Origin of the sequence: Pseudomonas sp. St29 (assembly GCF_001547915.1) — a bacterium.
Lineage (GTDB): Bacteria > Pseudomonadota > Gammaproteobacteria > Pseudomonadales > Pseudomonadaceae > Aquipseudomonas.
This window is the reverse complement of sequence record NZ_AP014628.1, coordinates 5,426,772-5,443,579: the sequence shown is the minus strand read 5'-3', so window position 1 is coordinate 5,443,579 and position 16,808 is coordinate 5,426,772. Positions and strand designations below refer to the sequence as shown.

Here is a 16,808-nt window from a genome sequence, read left to right as displayed (position 1 = left end):
CCATGGAATACCTGTTCACCCTCAACTATCTGCTGCCGCTGGAGGGCTGTGATCCGCTGCAACTGGTGGAGCGCCTCGGTGCGGCGGGGTGCACCGACGTCCTGGTCGGCACCGGCCTGGCCGGGCGCCTGGCCCTGGAGTTCAGTCGCGAGGCCGAGAGCGCCGAGGCAGCGCTGCTCAGTGCCCTGGGGGATATCAAGCGCATCATCCCCGAGGCGCGGCTGGTGGAGGCCAGTCCGGATTTCGTCGGCCTCAGCGAGATCGCCGAGATTGTCGGGGTGTCACGGCAGAACATGCGCAAGCTGATGCTTGGCCACGCCGACAGCTTTCCCCTGGCGATCCATGAGGGCAGCACCTCGCTGTGGCACCTGGCGGAGGTCCTGAGCTGGCTGGACAGCAAGGGCGGCTATCCCCTCAAGCATCCGGTGATCGAGGTGGCGCGGGTGGCGCAGCAGGTGAATACCGCCAAGGAGGCGCAGCGCATCGGCCCCCTCAGCGCTGAGCTGGCGGCCCTGCTGGGCTGACGGAGCAGGGCTTAGCGCCGGGCCACGTCGGAGAAGTAGAACTTGTCCAGGGTGTGCCGTGATTCGGTGTACTCGAACTGCCGCCCGTCCTGCAGAAAGGTCTGGTTGCTCACCACGATCACATGGCTCTGGCCGTCCAGGTCGAGCAACTGCTGGTCGTCCTTGCTCCGCGGGCTGGCCTCGATGGTGCGCTGGGCATAGCTGATGTTCAGTTGCAGGGTCTGTTCGATGTAGGCGTAGATCGAATGCTCTGCGATCTCTCGGTCCAGCCCCGGAATCAGCTCGGCGACAAAATGGTTGATGTCGAGAATCACCCGCTTGCCGTCGATTCGCCGCACACGCTTGATCCGTGTGATCAGGCTGCCTTCTTCGGCCTGCAGGTGATTGAGCAGCGCGCCTTGCAGGGGGAACTGGCTGAACTCCACCACCTCGGTGCTGACGTCATCCCCCAGGCGCGGATAGGTTTCCTGGAAGCTGACGATGCCGCCCAGCTGGAACTCGATGGGATTGGGCGAGAGCACGAAGGTGCCCTTGCCATGGATCTTCTGCGCGAAGCCGCGCTCCTGCAGCAGTTCGATGGCCTTGCGCACGGTGCCGCGGCTGGCCTGGTAGCTGTCCATCAGTTCGCTTTCCGAAGGCAGGCGGGCGCCACGCTCCAGGCGTTCGGTGGTGATGCTGGCAAGCAGATCACTGTAGATCTGGTTGTATTTGCTCATGGGATGGCTCTGTGCCGGACTGTGCTCAAGGCAGGCACCTTAAGGGCTGAACGGGGCATTTGTCCATGCGCCCGGGCCAGGCTTTCCCAGGCGGAAACCACCCGGCGCAAGGCGGTGGCGGAAGAAAATTTCAAACTCGTCTGTACGAGTTATTGATTTAACTCGTACAGACGAGTAATTTGCCCCTCGGCGTGCTGCCAATAACAAAAATCTCAGGTGGAAGAACAAGCATGAGCCACGACTATTCAACGATCGCCAGCGAGTTGCTGCACAGCCTCGGTGGCGCCGACAACCTCGAACAGGCGGCCCACTGCGTGACCCGCCTGCGCCTGGCCCTGAAGGACCCGAGCCTGGTCGACAGCGCCACCCTCAACCAGATCGACCTGGTCAAGGGCTCGTTCTTCACCGGAGGCCTGTATCAGGTGGTGATCGGCCCCGGCGAAGTGGAAAAGGTCTATGCGGCCTTGCGCCAGCAGACCGGTCTGGCGGCCTTGACCATTGCCGACGTGAAGGACAAGGGCGCCCAGAAGACCCACGCCATGCAGCGCCTGGTGCGGGTGTTCTCCGATGTGTTCATGCCGATCCTGCCGGCGCTGATCATCGCCGGCCTGCTGATGGGGGTGAACAACCTGCTGGGGGCCAAGGGCATGTTCATCGAAGGCAAGACCCTGCTTGAGGCCTACCCGGGCCTCGACGGGCTCTGGAGCCTGATCAACCTGATGGCCAACACCTCCTTCGTGTTCCTCCCGGCCCTGGTGGGCTGGTCGGCGGCCAAGCGCTTTGGCGGTAGCGAGATCCTGGGCATCGTCCTGGGCCTGATGCTGGTCCACCCCGATCTGCTCAACGCCTGGAACTACGGCAAGGCGGTGGCCGGGCTGGATGGCCAGAGCCTGCCGTACTTCGACATCTTCGGTCTGTTCCAGATCGAGAAGGTCGGCTATCAGGGGCAGATCCTGCCGATCCTGTTGGCGGCCTATGTGATGAGCGTGATCGAAAAATGGCTGCGCGCCCGGGTGCCCAACGCCATCACTCTGCTGGTGGTGCCCATCACCACCATCGTGGTCACCGGTGTGCTGGCCCTGGCGATCATCGGTCCGGTGACCCGGCACCTGGGGATTCTGATCACCGAAGGCGTGGTCACCCTGTTCGAACTGGCGCCCATGCTCGGCGGCGCGATCTTCGGCCTGCTCTATGCGCCACTGGTGATCACCGGCATGCACCACATGTTCCTGGCGGTCGACCTGCAACTGATTGCCACCCAGGGCGGCACCTTCATCTGGCCGATGATCGTCATGTCCAACCTGGCCCAGGGCAGCGCGGCCCTGGCGGTGTTCACCATGAGCCGCAACGCCCGTGACCGCAGCATGGCCTCGACCTCGGCGATTTCCGCCTACTTCGGCATCACCGAGCCGGCGATGTTCGGCGTCAACCTGCGCTACAAGTTTCCCTTCTATGCCGCGCTGATCGGCTCGGCCCTGGGCTGCGTGTTCCTGTCGCTGAACAAGGTCCAGGCCTCGGCCATCGGCGTCGGCGGGCTGCCGGGGTTCATCTCGATCATTCCCCAGTACATCCCGATGTTCGTCATCGGCATGGTCATCGCCCTGGTGGTGCCTTTTGTCCTGACCTGCGGCCTGAGCCTGAAGATCATCCGGCCCGGCTATCGCGTGGCCTGACCCGCCCTGTAGGCGCCGGCTCGCCGGCGAATGTCCTCGTACTCTCCAAAGGATTCCCCCATGCAAGACTGGCAGCGTTCGGTGATCTACCAGATCTACCCGAAGAGTTTTCACAGCCACCAAGGGCGGCCCACCGGCGACCTGCTGGGCGTGGTGGACAAGCTCGACTACCTGCACTGGCTGGGGGTCGACTGCCTGTGGCTGACGCCGTTCCTGCGCTCGCCACAGCGGGACAATGGCTACGACATCAGCGACTACTACGCCATCGATCCCAGCTACGGCAGCATGGCCGATTGCGAACTGCTGATCGCCGAAGCCGGCAAGCGCGGGATCAAGCTGATGCTGGATATCGTGGTCAACCACACCTCCATCGAACACGCCTGGTTCCAGCAGGCCCGCAGCAGCCTGGACAACCCCTACCGGGACTTCTACATCTGGCGTGACGCGCCCAACAACTGGGAATCCAAGTTCGGCGGCTCCGCCTGGGAGTACGAGGCCCAGACCGGGCAGTACTACCTGCACCTGTTCGATCACACCCAGGCCGACCTCAACTGGGACAACCCCCAGGTGCGCGCCGAGGTGTTCAAGATGATGCGTTTCTGGCGCGACAAGGGCGTCGGCGGCTTCCGCCTCGACGTGATCAACCTGATCTCCAAACCGGCGGATTTCCCCGAGGACCAGAGTGACGGCCGCCGCTTCTATACCGACGGCCCCAACGTCCACCAGTACCTGCAGGAGATGCACCGGGAAGTGTTCGCCGGCCACGATCTGGTGAATGTCGGCGAGATGTCCTCCACCCGCCTGGAGCACTGCATCCGCTATTCCCATCCGGAGTCGAAGGAGTTGTCGATGACCTTCAACTTCCATCACCTGAAGGTGGACTACCCCAACCAGCAGAAGTGGCTGCGGGCCGATTTCGACTTCCTCGAACTCAAGCGCATCCTCTCCGATTGGCAAACCGGCATGCAGGCCGGCGGCGGCTGGAATGCGCTGTTCTGGTGTAACCACGACCAGCCGCGGGTGGTCTCGCGCTTTGGCGATGACGGCGAACACCGGGTGGTCTCGGCGAAGATGCTGGCCACCGCGCTGCACCTGCTCCAGGGCACGCCTTTCGTCTATCAGGGCGAAGAGCTGGGCATGACCAATCCGCATTTCGAGCGCATCGAGCAGTACCGCGATGTCGAGACCCTGAACATCCACCGCCTCAAGCGCGAGGCCGGTGAAGACCCGCAGGCCATCATGGCGGCGATCCAGCAGAAATCCCGGGACAACGGACGCACGCCGATGCAGTGGCATGCCGGGGCCAACGCCGGTTTCAGCAGCGCCGAGCCCTGGATCGGGATACCGGCCAACGCCAGCCAGATCAATGTCGAGGCGCAACTCGACGACGAAAATTCGGTGCTGCATCACTACCGTCGGCTGATCGCCTTGCGCCGCCAGGAAGCGCTGATCCAGCACGGCCTCTATCGCCAGCTGCTGCCCGAGCATCGGCAAGTCTGGGCCTATGTGCGCGAGGGCGAGGGCGAGCGCCTGCTGGTGGTGAACAACTTCTACGGCGCGCCGTGCCAGGTCGAGTTGCCGGAAGCGGTAATCGGCGCGGGCATGCAACAGCGCCTGCTGATCAGCAACTACCCGGACCACGAGCCCCGCAGCCGGCACGTGCACCTGCGGCCCTACGAGTCCTTCGTTCTGCACCTGACCCTGTAGCAGCCGGCTGGCCGGCGAACCGGGCCAGGGGATCTTTCTGGCCCAGCGCATCCGCCGGCCAGCCGGCGCCGACGAATTCGAACAACACAATAAAAATAATGGGTGGCTTATGAGAACAACAATAAATCGCAGTCTGGCGGCGTCCTGCCTGTGCCTGGCCTTGCCTTTTCCGGCCCAGGCCCTGGAGTTTGCCGGCTACCTGCGCAGCGGCCTGGGCACCTCGGTCAACAGCGGCTCGCAGTCCTGCTTCCAGTTGCCCGGCGCGCAGTCCAAGTACCGCCTGGGCAACGAGTGCGAGCAGTACGCCGAGCTGGAACTGCGCCAGGACCTGTACACCCTGGACGACGGCTCGGTGCTCAGCGTCGACGGCATGGCCTCGCTGTACAACCGCTACGACCGCAACCTGAGCTTCCAGGGCGAGAACGGTTCGGCGCGGATGCCGCAGATGTACGCCCAGTGGTCGAACCTGCCCAGCCTCAATGGCGGTTCGCTGTGGGCCGGGCGCCGTTACTACAAGCGTAACGACATCCATATTTCCGACTTCTACTACTGGAACCAGAGCGCCACCGGCGGCGGGGTCGAGGACGTGCGCATTGGCGATCTGAAATACAGCTACGCCTTTTCCCGCAAGGACAATCTCTATCAGAAGCAGGCGTTGAGCCGTCATGACTTCAACGTCGCCGGCTTCCAGACCAACCCCGGCGGCGAGCTGGAACTGGGCCTGAGCTACCTGGAAAAGCCCGATCGCCGCGGTGCCCACAATGGTTGGGCGATCACCACCCAGCATGTGCAGAAGGACTTTTTCGGCGGCAAGAACAAACTCGCCCTGCAATACGGCGAAGGCCCTGGCACCGGCCTGGGCTACACCGGCAACACCTACCTGGATGACAACAACAAGAGCTATCGCCTGGTGGAGTTCTTCGACTGGCAACTGACCCCGCGCTTCGGCGGCCAGGTGGAGGCGGTCTATCAGAAGGACATTCGCCCCGACGGCCAGGATCAGAACTGGATCTCGTTGGGCGTGCGCCCGGCCTACGCCATCACCGAGCAGTTCAAGCTGGTGACCGAGTTCGGCCACGATCAGGTGGAGGCGCCCGGGGGCACCCGCAAACTCAGCAAGTTCACCTTCGCACCCACCTGGTCACCCAAGGGCCCGGACTTCTGGGCCCGGCCGGAGGTGCGGCTGTACTACACCTATGCCAGCTGGAACGAGGCCGCCAAGCGCGCGGCCAATGAGCTGGCGGCCGGTTCCGCGCTGTCCGACAGCGGCGTGTTCGGCAGCGCCCGGCACGGCGCGAACGTCGGCTTGCAGGTCGAGTACTGGTGGAAATAAGCGATGCTGTCGGGGCTCGCGCTCCATCGGCACTTCAAGGAATCAACAGCAGGTGACGTCATGGCCATAACCCAACCCTTGCAATTGCTCGCGCCCCTGTCCGGGGTGCTGCTGCCCCTGGAGCAGGTCCCGGACCCGGTGTTTTCCAGCCGGGTGATCGGTGACGGGCTGTGCATCGACCCGACTTCCCAAACCCTCTGCGCACCGCTGTCCGGGGTGGTCAGCAACCTGCAGCGCAGCGGCCACGCGCTGAGCATCACCGGCGAACAGGGCCAGCAGGTGTTGATGCACATCGGGCTGGACACGGTGAACCTGGCAGGCAAGGGCTTCACCTGCCTGATCGAGGAAGGTCAGCAGGTCACGGCCGGCCAGCCGCTGATCGAGTTCGACGCCGACTACCTGGCCCTGCATGCCCGCAGCCTGCTGACCCTGATGCTGGTGGTCAGTGGCGAAGCGGTGACCGGGCTGGTCGGCGACCGCCTGCTGGTGGAGCTGGGACAGCCGGTGTTGCAGATCGAGCCCGCCTCCGCAGAGGAAGGTGCCAAGGCCGAGGACGCTGAAGCTGAGGCGCTGTTTTCCAAACCGCTGATCCTCGGCAACCCCCAGGGCCTGCATGCGCGCCCGGCGGCGTTGCTGGCCCAGGCCGCCAAGGGCTTTGCCGCGAATATCTGCCTGCACCGGCGCCAGGACTCGGCCAATGCCAAGTCCCTGGTGTCGATCATGGCCTTGCAGACCGTGCAGGGCGATGCCTTGCAGGTCAGCGCCGTGGGCGCGGATGCCGAGCAGGCGATCCAGGCGCTGGTGGAGCTGCTGGCCTCCGGTTGTGGCGAAAAGATCAGCGCCGCAGCAAGCCCCGAGCCGCGAGTCGTGGTTGATGAAGCGCTGGATCCGTTGTGGCGAGGCGTTTGCGCGTCACCGGGCTCGGCATTCGGTCAGGTGCTGCAGTTGGCCGAGCAGCGCCTGCAGATACGCGAGGCGGCAACCCGCCCGCAGCAGGAGCGCGAGTCTCTGGAGCAGGCCCTGAGCCAGGCCCGGGCGGCTCTGCAGTGTCTGCGCGACAGCGCCAGCGCTGACGCGCAGCAGGACATCTTCCGGGCCCATCAGGAGCTGCTCGATGACCCGAGCCTGCTGGAGCAGGCCCACGCCCTGATCGCCAATGGCAAGAGCGCGGCCTTTGCCTGGAACAGCGCCATCGAAGCCACCGCCGAGTTGTTCAAGGGCCTGGGCAGCAGCCTGCTGGCCGAGCGCGCGGTGGATCTGGCGGATGTCGGCCAGCGGGTGCTCAAGCTGCTTCTCGGGGTGCAGGAGCCAGCCCTGATCCTGCCGGATCAGGCGATCCTGATTGCCGAGCAGTTGACCCCATCGCAGACCGCGAGCCTGGACACCGCCAAGGTGCTGGGGTTTGTCACCGTCGGGGGCGGCGCCACCAGCCATGTGGCGATTCTGGCCCGGGCCCTCGGCCTGCCCGCGATCTGTGGCCTGTCGCCTCGGGTCCTGTCCCTGGCCAACGGCACCCGGGTCCTGCTGGATGCCGATCGCGGCGAACTGCATACGGACCCGGACCCGCAACGGGTACAGCAACTGCAGGCCCTGCGTCAGCAGCAACGCCAGCGCCAGCAGCAGGACCTGGCCCAGGCCGCGCATCCTGCGGTGACCCGCGACGGTCATCACCTGGAGGTGACGGCCAATATTGCTTCCCTGGCCGAGGCCGAGCAGGCCATGAGCCTGGGCGGCGAAGGCGTTGGCCTGTTGCGCTCGGAGTTCCTCTACCAGGACCGCAGCCAGGCCCCGAGCCCCGAGGAGCAGGCCGCGACTTACCAGGCCATCGCCCAGGCCCTGGGGCCGACGCGCAATCTGGTGGTGCGGTCCCTGGACGTGGGCGGCGACAAGCCCCTGGCCTATGTGCCCATGGAGCGCGAAGCCAACCCTTTTCTCGGCCTGCGGGGTATCCGCCTGTGCCTGGAGCGTCCCGAACTGCTGCGCGAGCAGTTCCGGGCGATGCTCGCCTGTGCCGGGCAGGCCCGCCTGCACATCATGCTGCCGATGGTCAGCCAACTGGCGGAGCTGCGTCAGGCGCGCCAGTTGCTCGATGACGAGGTTCGGGCCCTGGGCCTCGCGGAGCGGCCCAAGCTGGGCATCATGATCGAGGTGCCTTCAGCGGCCTTGATGGCGGATCGTTTTGCCCCGGAGGTGGATTTCTTCTCCATCGGCACCAACGACCTGACCCAGTACACCCTGGCCATGGACCGCGATCATCCGCGCCTGGCCGGTCAGGCCGACAGCTTTCACCCGGCGGTGCTGCGCCTGATCGCCCGCACGGTGCAGGCCGCCCATGCCCACGGCAAGTGGGTCGGCGTCTGCGGCGCCCTGGCTTCCGAAACCCTGGCGGTGCCGCTGTTGCTGGGCCTGGGGGTGGATGAACTGTCGGTGAGCGTGCCGTTGATTCCCGCCATCAAGGCCCGGGTACGGGAGTTGGATCTGAGCGAGTGCCAGGCCTTGGCAGCGCGGATCATCGATCTGGAAGACGCGGTTCAGGTACGTGAATGCCTGCAACGGCAGCAAGTCGCCGCCGACTCACTGGTTCTGGAGAACTGAAGATGTTCGAGAAATTGCAACGGGCGTTCTGGAAGGCCCTGACTCCAGACCTGATCCCTGATCAGCCGAAGGCCCCCCAGACCAAGGGCAGTATTCTGAGTGACGCGATGCTGGCGGCACTGGGTGGTAGCGCCAACATCAAGAGCCAACAACCATTGGCCCTGACCCGCCTGCGCCTGGAACTGCATGATCCGCAGTTGCTGGACAGCAGCGCCCTGCGAGTGGCGGGGGTGCCGGCAGTGATGCCCCTGGCCGGTGGTGTGGTGCATCTGCTGTTGGGATTGCAGGGCTGAGGGGCTTGTTCGCCGGCAAGCCGGCTCCTACAAGAGCAACGGGCTTGCCAGGGAGCAGGCTCCCGAAAATACCCATCGTTTCCCCGTCCCGCCTGCGTCCGGTCGCCGCGCCGGCCTTACTGTTTCTCAACTGCGGGTGTATCGTATTCGCCTTTTGCGGGCCTGGGCCCGCCGCGGATACGTGAGGTAGTTGAGTCCATGTCCTTTACCCGTCGACAAATACTCGGTGGTCTGGCCGGTCTGGTAGTGGTTGGCGTGGGAGCGGGCGGCGCCTCGCGTTACTGGCTGGGGAAAATGGCCGACGCCGAAGCGGGCCACGACTACGAGCTGATCGCCGCGCCGCTGGATGTGGAACTGGTGCCGGGGCACAAGACCGAGGCCTGGGCCTTCGGACCATCGGCACCGGGCACCGAGCTGCGGGTGCGCCAGGGCGAGTGGCTGCGGGTGCGCTTCATCAACCACCTGCCGGTGGCCACCACCATTCACTGGCATGGCATCCGCCTGCCCCTGGAAATGGACGGCGTGCCTTACGTCTCGCAACTGCCGGTGCTGCCGGGGGAATACTTCGACTACAAGTTCCGCGTGCCGGATGCCGGCAGCTACTGGTATCACCCCCACGTCAACAGCAGCGAGGAACTGGGTCGCGGCCTGGTGGGCCCGCTGATCGTCGAGGAGCGCGAGCCTACCGGCTTCCAGTACGAACGCACCCTGAGCCTGAAAAGCTGGCACGTGGATGAAGAGGGCGCGTTCACGCCCTTCAGCGTCCCGCGGGAAGCGGCGCGGGGCGGCACCGCCGGGCGTCTGTCCACCATCAACGGCGTGTCCCAGGCGGTGATCGACCTGCCGGCGGGGCAGATCACCCGGGTGCGCCTGCTCAACCTCGACAACACCCTGACCTATCGCATCAACATTCCCGACGTCGAAGCGCAGATCTACGCACTGGATGGCAACCCCATCGAGCCGCGTCCGTTGGGCAAGGAATACTGGCTGGGCCCGGGCATGCGCATCTGCCTGGCGATCAAGGCGCCGGCGGCGGGGCAGGAACTGTCCCTGCGCAACGGGCCGGTGCGCCTGGGCACCTTGCGTTCGGTGGCCAACAGCGATGCGCCGACCCAGTGGCCGCCAGCCCTGCCGGCCAACCCGGTGGCCGAGCCGGATCTCGACAATGCCGAGAAGCTCAACTTCAATTTCGAGTGGGTTGGCTCGGTCTCGGTGAACGTGGACAATGGCCAGCCGCCGAGCCTGTGGCAGATCAACGGCCAGGCCTGGGACATCACCGACAAGACCTGCGCCGACCGCCCGATCGCCACCCTGAAAAAGGGCAAGAGCTACATTTTCGAATTGAAGAACATGACTCAGTACCAACACCCGATCCACTTGCACGGCATGAGCTTCAAGGTCATCGCCTCGAACCGCAAGAAGATCACCCCCTACTTCACCGACACCTACCTGCTGGGCAAGAACGAGCGTGCCCGCGTGGCGCTGGTGGCGGATAACCCTGGGGTCTGGATGTTCCACTGCCACGTGATCGACCACATGGAAACCGGCCTGATGGCCGCCATCGAGGTGGCGTGATGCGCCAGATACGCCCGGCGCCGATCATCGACCGCAGCCGCGACCAGGACTTCATGCGCGAAGCCCTGGCCCTGGCCGCCCAGGGCGCGGCCCTGGGAGAAGTGCCGGTGGGCGCGGTGCTGGTGCTGGATGGCCAGATCATCGGCCGCGGCTACAACTGCCCGATCAGCGGCAGCGACCCCAGCGCCCACGCCGAGATGGTGGCGATCCGCGCGGCGGCCCAGGCGGTGAGCAACTATCGCCTGCCCGGCAGCACCCTGTACGTGACCCTGGAACCTTGCAGCATGTGCGCCGGCTTGATCGTCCACTCGCGCATTGCCCGCGTGGTGTACGGCGCCCTGGAACCCAAGGCCGGCATCGTGCAGAGCCAGGGTCAGTTCTTCACCCAGGGGTTTCTCAATCATCGGGTGCTGTACGAGGGCGGGGTGCTGGCCGAAGAGTGCGGCACGGTGTTGAGCGAATTCTTTAAGGCGCGCCGGGCGCGCTGAGCGCAAACCGGTTCGCGGCGTACACCAAACCGTAGGAGCCGGCTTGCCGGCGAAGAGGCCCTTGAGCCTTGCACCGCTTTGACGGGCGCCTTCGCTGGCAAGCGGAACGCCGCCCGGCCAGCTCCTACAGGGGGAAGGCGGGGTTATTTTCTGGCGACAATCACCGCGCGCATCGGCGCCGGCAGGCCTTCGATGGTCTTGCTGTGATCGTTGGGGTCGAGGAAGTCGCTCAGGGACTGGTACTTCATCCACTCGGTGCCGCGCTGCTCCTCGACGCTGGTCACGCTGACATCCACGCAGCGCACATCGCTGAACCCGGCGCGCCGCAGCCACAGCTCCAGCGCCGGCACCGAGGGCAGGAACCACACGTTGCGCATCTGCGCATAACGGTCTTCCGGCACCAGCACCTGATGCTGATCGCCTTCCACCACCAGGGTTTCCAGCACCAGTTCGCCACCCTTGACCAGGCAGTCCTTGAGCGCCAGCAGATGCTCGATGGGCGAACGCCGGTGGTAGAACACCCCCATGGAAAACACCGTGTCGAAACCTTCCAGGTTGGCCGGCAGGTCTTCGAAAGGAAACGGCAAGTGCCACACCGCAGGCTGCGACAGGTAGCGCTGCACCGCCTGGAACTGGCAGAAGAACAGCCAGTTGGGGTCCACGCCAATCACGCTGTGGGCGCCGGCGCCGAGCATGCGCCACATGTAGTAGCCATTGCCGCAGCCGACGTCGAGGATGCGTTTGCCTTCAAGGTTCAGGTGCGGGGCGACCCGTGACCATTTCCAGTCCGAGCGCCATTCGGTGTCCACGTGCACGCCGAACAGGTCGAACGGCCCCTTGCGCCAGGGTGACAGGCCCATCAGCGCGCTGCGCATCTGCGCCCGGGTGGCGTCGTCGCAGTCGGTGTCCAGGCGCAGGCCGTTGACCAGGTCGACTTCGCTGGGCTGGATGTTCGGCAATGCGTCCAGGGCGCTCTGCCAGCGTTCAAGGTCGCCATGGCCCTTTTCCATCTTGGCATCGAGCTGGGCTTGCAGACCGGCGGCCCAGGCGGCCAGGGGCGTGCCCGCCAGGCGGCGGGCGAGGGGGGACAGATCAATCATGGCAGGGCAATCAACGAGGCAAAGTTAAGACACTGGAACCACGGCACGACTTTCGAGAACCCGGCGGCCAGCAGGCGTTCGCGGTGTTCTTCGAGGCTGTCGGGCTTCATGACGTTTTCGATGGCGCTGCGCTTCTGGGCAATTTCCAGTTCGCTGTAGCCGTTGGCGCGCTTGAAGGCGATGTGCAGGTCGGTGAGCAGGGCGTGTTCCTCGGCATCGTTGAAGCGCAGCTTCTCCGAGAGGATCAGCGCGCCGCCGGGCAGCAACGACTGGCGGATGCGCCCGAGCAGGGCCAGGCGTTGCTCGGGGGCGATGAACTGCAGGGTGAAGTTCAGCGCCACCACCGACGCGGGCTGGAACTCCAGGGCCAGGATGTCGCCTTCGACCACCTGCACCGGCAGCAGCTCCTGGAACATCGAATCCTGGCCGTTGAGGTATTCCCGGCAGCGCTCGACCATGGCCGCCGAGTTGTCCACGGCGATTACCCGGCAACCGTCCGTGCGCACATGGCGGCGCAGGGCCTGGGTCACCGCGCCCAGGGACGCCCCCAGGTCGTAGAGCACGCTGTTGGGCTGGGCGAACTGCGCCGCCAGCACCCCGAGGTTCTCGACAATGGTCGGGTAACCCGGCACCGAGCGCTTGATCATGTCCGGGAACACCCGCACCACATCCTCGTTGAAGGCGAAGTCGGGCACCTGGGCCAGGGGCTGGGCGAATAGGCGGTCGGGTTCTTTGCTCACGGCATTTCCAGCGATGGAGATAAAAAAGAGGGCGGCATTGTAGCGGCTGCCGCAGGCTGCGATAAGGCCCGCAGGGCCTTCAGCAGAGCAAGGGCGACGCAAGGTGTGGCCCTTGTCGCCGGCCAGCCGGCTCCTACAGCGAGTAGGGACCGGCTTGCCGGCGCAGGCTGATCAGCGCGGCTTCTGGCTGAACGCCGAAGCGGCGATGCCCCACTGGCCCAGCCAGTAGAAAATGATGATCAGGTAGGGCGCGGCATCGAAGGCCAGCACGAAGCGGCTGATACCGATCAGGCTGTCGGAGAAGGCGAAGCTCAGGGCCCCCGCGGCCGCCAGCGCCGCCGAGCGTTTGGGCACCGCTGAACCGAGGCGTGCCAGGGCGCGCCAGAGCATGGCGCTGATGGTCAGGGCGTAGACGATCACCGGGATCAGCAGCGGGCCCAGGCCGTGGGCGATCAGAATGCTCAACAGCCCCGCGCCGATGGCCAGTGCCACCGCCAGCGGTAGCAGCGCCGGGCGCCGGCAATCGCTGAGGTAAGCCTTGAGGTAGGCCAGGTGGGCCACCAGGAAGGCCCCGAGGCCGAACACGAACAGGTCCGAAGGCCAGGCCAGCAGCACGTCACCCAGCACCGAGAACAGCAGGCCGAGGATGATCCAGCGGCGGTAGTCCCCGGACGGCGCATCGTGCAGCCAGCCCAGCAGGGCCAGCACCGGCAGCGGCTTGACCAGCAGGCAGAGCAGCGTGGCATGCACGCTGACCCCGTAGATGAAAGTGGCGGCGCCCATCAGCGCGAGGATCAGCCAGCCCATGTCAGTTGACCGTGATCGAGCAGTCGAAGGCCTTCACCGGGGCCTCTTCCGGGGCCCAGGGTTGCTGGTAGGTCAGCAACAGCCGGCCCTGGCCCGTGGCGAAGGCCTGGAAGCGCCAGGTCGACTGCCCGCCGCTGCCCACCAGGCCGGTGTCCTCGGGGTTGCTGTAGACCTCGGGGCTGACCTTGCGCAGGATGCCGCCGGCCGAATCCTGGATCGCCCAGCGATAGCCGGTGGTGGGGTTGCTCGGCAGGGTCAGGGTCAGGGTTTGCCCGTTGTGCAGTTGCAGTGGGCATTGGTTCTGGTTTTCCACGCTGACGTTTTGCTTGGGCTGGCTGGCGCAAGCGCTCAGCAGGGCGAGACTGAACAAGGCAAGAAGGCGGTGTGCAGGCATGGGGCAGGAAGCTCCGATCATTCGTGACGAACGGCGAGCATAACTGAAGATGATGGGCGGTGTGGGGCAGGGATGGAGGTTGGCGGTTATGGCCTGTGCGCCGGCTCCTACAAGGGACAACCCGTAGGAGCCGGCGTGCCGGCGAAGGGATTTAGAACAGGACCTTGGCCACGTCGGCAAAACGCTTGGCGAAGTGCACGGTGAGGCCTTCCTTGAGGTAGTCCGGCAACTCCTCGAAATGCCCGCGGTTGGGCTCCGGCAGGATCAGCTCGTGGATCTTCTGGCGCCGCGCGGCAATGACTTTTTCACGGACCCCGCCAATCGGCAGCACGTGCCCGGTGAGGGTCAGTTCGCCAGTCATGGCCACGCCTTTTTTCGGCGGCTGGTTGCGCGCCAGGGACAGCAGGGCGCTGGCCATGGTCACCCCGGCGCTCGGGCCATCCTTGGGCGTGGCGCCTTCCGGTACGTGCAGGTGGACGAAGGCTTCGTCGAAGAACTTGCTGTCGCCGCCGAACTGCTTGAGGTGCGAGCTGACGTAGCTGTAGGCGATTTCCGCCGACTCCTTCATCACGTCCCCCAATTGCCCGGTGAGCTTGAAACCGCGGTTGTGGGTGTGGATTCGCGTGGCCTCGATCGGCAGGGTGGCGCCGCCCATGCTGGTCCAGGCCAGGCCGGTGATGACCCCGGTGCCGCTCAGGACCTGCTCGTTGCGGAACACCGGCATGCCCAGGGAGGCTTCCAGGTCCTTGGGGCCGATCTTGATCGTGGCGTCCGGCTGGTCCAGCAGTTTGACCACCGCCTTGCGCACCAGCTTGCCCAGCTGTTTCTCCAGCTGGCGCACCCCGGCTTCCCGGGCGTAGCCGTCGATCACCGTGCGCAGGGCGCTGTCGCTGATGCTCAGGCTGGTCTTGGCCACGCCGGCCTTTTCCAGCTGCTTGGGCCACAGGTGGCGCTTGGCGATGGCGAGTTTTTCTTCGGTGATGTAGCCCGACAGGCGAATCACTTCCATACGGTCGAGCAGCGGGCCGGGAATCGAATCCAGGGTGTTGGCGGTGCACACGAACAACACCTTGGACAGGTCCATGCGCAGGTCCAGGTAATGGTCGAGGAAGTCGACGTTCTGCTCCGGATCGAGGGTTTCGAGGAGCGCCGAGGCCGGGTCACCCTGGTAGCTCTGGCCCATCTTGTCGATCTCGTCGAGCATGATCACCGGGTTCATCACCTCCACTTCCTTGAGGGCCTGCACCAGCTTGCCCGGCTGGGCGCCGATGTAGGTGCGGCGGTGGCCCTTGATCTCGGCTTCGTCGCGCATGCCGCCGACACTGAAGCGATAGAACGGCCGCCCCAGGGATTCGGCAATGGACTTGCCGACGCTGGTCTTGCCCACACCCGGCGGACCCACCAGCAGCACGATGGAGCCGCTGATCTCGCCCTTGTAGGCGCCCACCGCGAGGAATTCGAGAATGCGGTTCTTGATGTCGTCGAGGCCGGCGTGGTGCAGGTCCAGCACTTTGCGCGCGTGCTTGAGGTCGAGCTTGTCCTCGCCGTAGACGCCCCAGGGTACGGCGGTGGCCCATTCCAGGTAGTTGCGGGTCACGGCGTATTCCGGCGAGCCGGTTTCGAGGATCGACAGCTTGTTCATTTCCTCGGCGATGCGTTTCTGCGCCTGGGCCGGCAGCACCTTGCCGCTCAGCCGCTGCTCGAACTGCTCCAGGTCGGCGCTGCGGTCATCCTTGGTCAGCCCCAGCTCCTGCTGGATCACCTTGAGCTGTTCCTTGAGGAAGAACTCACGCTGGTGCTCGCCGATCTTGCGATTGACCTCGGCGGAAATCTCCTTCTGCAGGCGCGCCACTTCGACTTCCTTGCGCAGCATCGGCAGGACTTTTTCCATGCGCTTGAGCATGGGCACGCAGTCCAGCACCTCCTGCAACTCGTTGCCGGTGGCAGAGGTCAGGGCGGCGGCGAAGTCGGTCAGGGGCGACGGGTCGTTGGGGCTGAAGCGGTTGAGGTAGTTCTTCAGCTCTTCGCTGTACAGCGGATTGAGCGGCAGCAGTTCCTTGATCGCATTGATCAGCGCCATGCCGTAGGCCTTGACCTCATCGGTGGGTTCGCTGGGCTGGTGCGGGTATTCGACTTCCACCAGGTACGGTGGCCGATGGTGCTTGAGCCAGGTGCGGATGCGTACCCGGGTCAGGCCCTGGGCGACAAATTGCAGCTTGCCGTTCTCGCGGCTGGCGTGATGGACCTTGACCAGGGTGCCGTACTCCGGCAGCGCCGACGTATTGAAATGCCGCGGATCCTCGGCAGGCGTGTCCATGTAGAACAGGGCAAGGGAGTGGTGCTCGGACTGGCTCACCAGTTCCAGGGTTTCGGCCCAGGGTTCGTCGTTGACGATCACCGGCAGCACTTGGGCCGGGAAGAACGGCCGATTGTGGATCGGGATGATGTAGACCTTGTCCGGCAGGCTCTGTCCGGGCAGGGCCAGGCCGGTGCCGTGGGCACTCGATTGTTCGGTATTTTCCGGATCGACGTAGTCGCGGGGATCTTCGGGGAATTCTTGCTGGTCGCTCATGGAGGCTCCTGCGCGATGGGCTATGCAGGTTAGATGGGGCAGGTCATGACGGGTTTCAATGGGAAACAGGTTTCAGCTTTTTTCCGGCCGGGGAAAACCCTGCCGAAGGCCTCGTTCAGCCGTGCCGAGGAGGAACCGATGGCGCACTTGCACACTCTGACGGAGATTGATTGTCAATAAAATGACTGTGTAATCACCGATTTTATTGCGTGATCTTCTGCAATTTGAGGATTAATCTGAACGGCCGGAATGCCGGGGCGATACTGGCATTTATTTGACGCACGCATTCAG

The 16,808-nt window shown here is 64.9% G+C and carries 14 protein-coding genes; 8 read left to right on the top strand and 6 right to left on the bottom strand.

Annotation, left to right across the window (positions count from 1 at the left end; all coding sequences use genetic code 11):
• The first annotated feature begins 2 nt into the window (after window positions 1–2).
• A complete protein-coding gene (locus tag PST29_RS24095) occupies window positions 3–524 on the top strand; it encodes a helix-turn-helix transcriptional regulator (protein ID WP_060844507.1) in 522 nt (173 codons plus the stop codon).
• An 11-nt stretch (window positions 525–535) separates the two neighbouring features.
• Here PST29_RS24095 and treR read toward each other — a convergent pair whose 3' ends face one another.
• The gene (gene treR, locus PST29_RS24090; RefSeq protein ID WP_060840862.1) at window positions 536–1,240 is read right to left on the bottom strand and encodes a trehalose operon repressor; all 705 of its coding nucleotides are present in this window, start codon (window positions 1,238–1,240) and stop codon (window positions 536–538) included.
• Window positions 1,241–1,470: 230 nt separating this feature from the next.
• Between treR and treP the strand changes: the two genes are divergently transcribed.
• From treP to tadA, 7 genes are all read left to right on the top strand, one after another.
• Window positions 1,471–2,913 (top strand): PTS system trehalose-specific EIIBC component, encoded by a 1,443-nt coding sequence (treP, locus tag PST29_RS24085; RefSeq protein WP_060844506.1) that lies wholly within the window; start codon window positions 1,471–1,473, stop codon window positions 2,911–2,913.
• 60 nt (window positions 2,914–2,973) lie between these two features.
• Complete coding sequence (treC, locus tag PST29_RS24080) at window positions 2,974–4,620, top strand: alpha,alpha-phosphotrehalase (protein ID WP_060844505.1); 1,647 nt, start codon at window positions 2,974–2,976, stop codon at window positions 4,618–4,620.
• Between the two features lie 109 nt (window positions 4,621–4,729).
• Window positions 4,730–5,953, top strand: a complete 1,224-nt coding sequence (locus PST29_RS24075; RefSeq protein WP_060844504.1) for a maltoporin — start codon at window positions 4,730–4,732, stop codon at window positions 5,951–5,953.
• A gap of 60 nt (window positions 5,954–6,013) precedes the next feature.
• Window positions 6,014–8,548: a phosphoenolpyruvate--protein phosphotransferase gene (gene ptsP / locus PST29_RS24070; RefSeq protein ID WP_060844503.1), complete on the top strand. Its 2,535-nt coding sequence runs from the start codon at window positions 6,014–6,016 to the stop codon at window positions 8,546–8,548.
• 2 nt (window positions 8,549–8,550) lie between these two features.
• On the top strand, window positions 8,551–8,841 hold the full coding sequence (locus PST29_RS24065) for a PTS transporter subunit EIIB (RefSeq protein WP_060844502.1): 291 nt from the start codon (window positions 8,551–8,553) through the stop codon (window positions 8,839–8,841).
• A 198-nt stretch (window positions 8,842–9,039) separates the two neighbouring features.
• Window positions 9,040–10,416, top strand: a complete 1,377-nt coding sequence (locus tag PST29_RS24060) for a multicopper oxidase family protein (protein WP_060840856.1) — start codon at window positions 9,040–9,042, stop codon at window positions 10,414–10,416.
• A complete protein-coding gene (tadA, locus tag PST29_RS24055; protein ID WP_047305914.1) occupies window positions 10,416–10,904 on the top strand; it encodes a tRNA adenosine(34) deaminase TadA in 489 nt (162 codons plus the stop codon). Before PST29_RS24060 ends, tadA begins: the two co-directional genes overlap by 1 nt.
• Before the next feature lie 143 nt (window positions 10,905–11,047).
• On the opposite strand, the gene cmoB is transcribed toward tadA, so the two are convergent.
• From cmoB to lon, 5 genes are all read right to left on the bottom strand, one after another.
• A complete protein-coding gene (gene cmoB / locus PST29_RS24050) occupies window positions 11,048–12,004 on the bottom strand; it encodes a tRNA 5-methoxyuridine(34)/uridine 5-oxyacetic acid(34) synthase CmoB (RefSeq protein ID WP_060844501.1) in 957 nt (318 codons plus the stop codon).
• Window positions 12,001–12,744 (bottom strand): carboxy-S-adenosyl-L-methionine synthase CmoA, encoded by a 744-nt coding sequence (cmoA, locus tag PST29_RS24045; protein ID WP_060840854.1) that lies wholly within the window; start codon window positions 12,742–12,744, stop codon window positions 12,001–12,003. Before cmoA ends, cmoB begins: the two co-directional genes overlap by 4 nt.
• Before the next feature lie 171 nt (window positions 12,745–12,915).
• Window positions 12,916–13,551 (bottom strand): lysoplasmalogenase, encoded by a 636-nt coding sequence (locus PST29_RS24040; RefSeq protein ID WP_060840853.1) that lies wholly within the window; start codon window positions 13,549–13,551, stop codon window positions 12,916–12,918.
• A gap of 1 nt (window position 13,552) precedes the next feature.
• Entirely contained in the window at window positions 13,553–13,945 is a 393-nt protein-coding gene (locus PST29_RS24035; RefSeq protein ID WP_060840852.1) for a protease inhibitor I42 family protein, read from the bottom strand.
• A gap of 151 nt (window positions 13,946–14,096) precedes the next feature.
• Window positions 14,097–16,517 carry an endopeptidase La gene (gene lon / locus PST29_RS24030; protein WP_060844500.1) on the bottom strand — a complete coding sequence of 807 codons (2,421 nt, stop codon included), beginning with the start codon at window positions 16,515–16,517 and terminating at the stop codon, window positions 14,097–14,099.
• Window positions 16,518–16,808: the final 291 nt, after the last annotated feature.